Origin of the sequence: Pseudoalteromonas sp. GW168-MNA-CIBAN-0100, assembly GCF_040309225.1 — a bacterium.
GTDB classification, from domain to species: Bacteria; Pseudomonadota; Gammaproteobacteria; order Enterobacterales; family Alteromonadaceae; genus Pseudoalteromonas; species Pseudoalteromonas arctica.
The window spans coordinates 1-465 of the sequence record NZ_JBEOOL010000120.1; the positions used below are offsets into that span (position 1 = coordinate 1).

Consider the following 465-nt stretch of genomic DNA (forward strand, 5'->3'; position numbering starts at 1 on the left):
TTTGACGTTATCACCCCTCAAGGCAAAAAACAGTGGTACGTAAATAGCATTAGCTATCAAAAAAATAGTTAAGCTGCTTTGATTCAGATCATATTAACTTTTTATTGTGTAACTTAATGCAATGAGCTATAACTGATTTAACTCAAGTTACACAATTTTAATTTGAGACTCGTTAATTAAGGTCGTATTTATGTCAAACATAGTATCGCGCATATTAAGTAATGCCGTATTGTTTGCACTCTTCATGAGTGTAAGTTTGACTTTGCATGCTAGCCCTAAAAACACCCAACTAGACTCAAGTATAGTTACTCCCCACTTTATTGCTTGTGACACTCCTGATCAAACAAATCCCGACATAGACTTTGATTCTCATGCCTATGTTATTAGCCTTAGGGTACTGCAACCACTCCCTAAAGCACCCTACTCTTATTACCAGAGTACTATTTTAGACAAACCTTTTAGCTG

At 35.7% G+C, this 465-nt stretch carries 1 protein-coding gene; it reads left to right on the top strand.

What is annotated here, in order from left to right:
- Positions 1 to 190 precede the first annotated feature (190 nt).
- A partial coding sequence (locus AAEY62_RS20315; protein ID WP_350635999.1) for a hypothetical protein occupies positions 191 to 465 on the top strand: 275 nt, incomplete at its 3' end.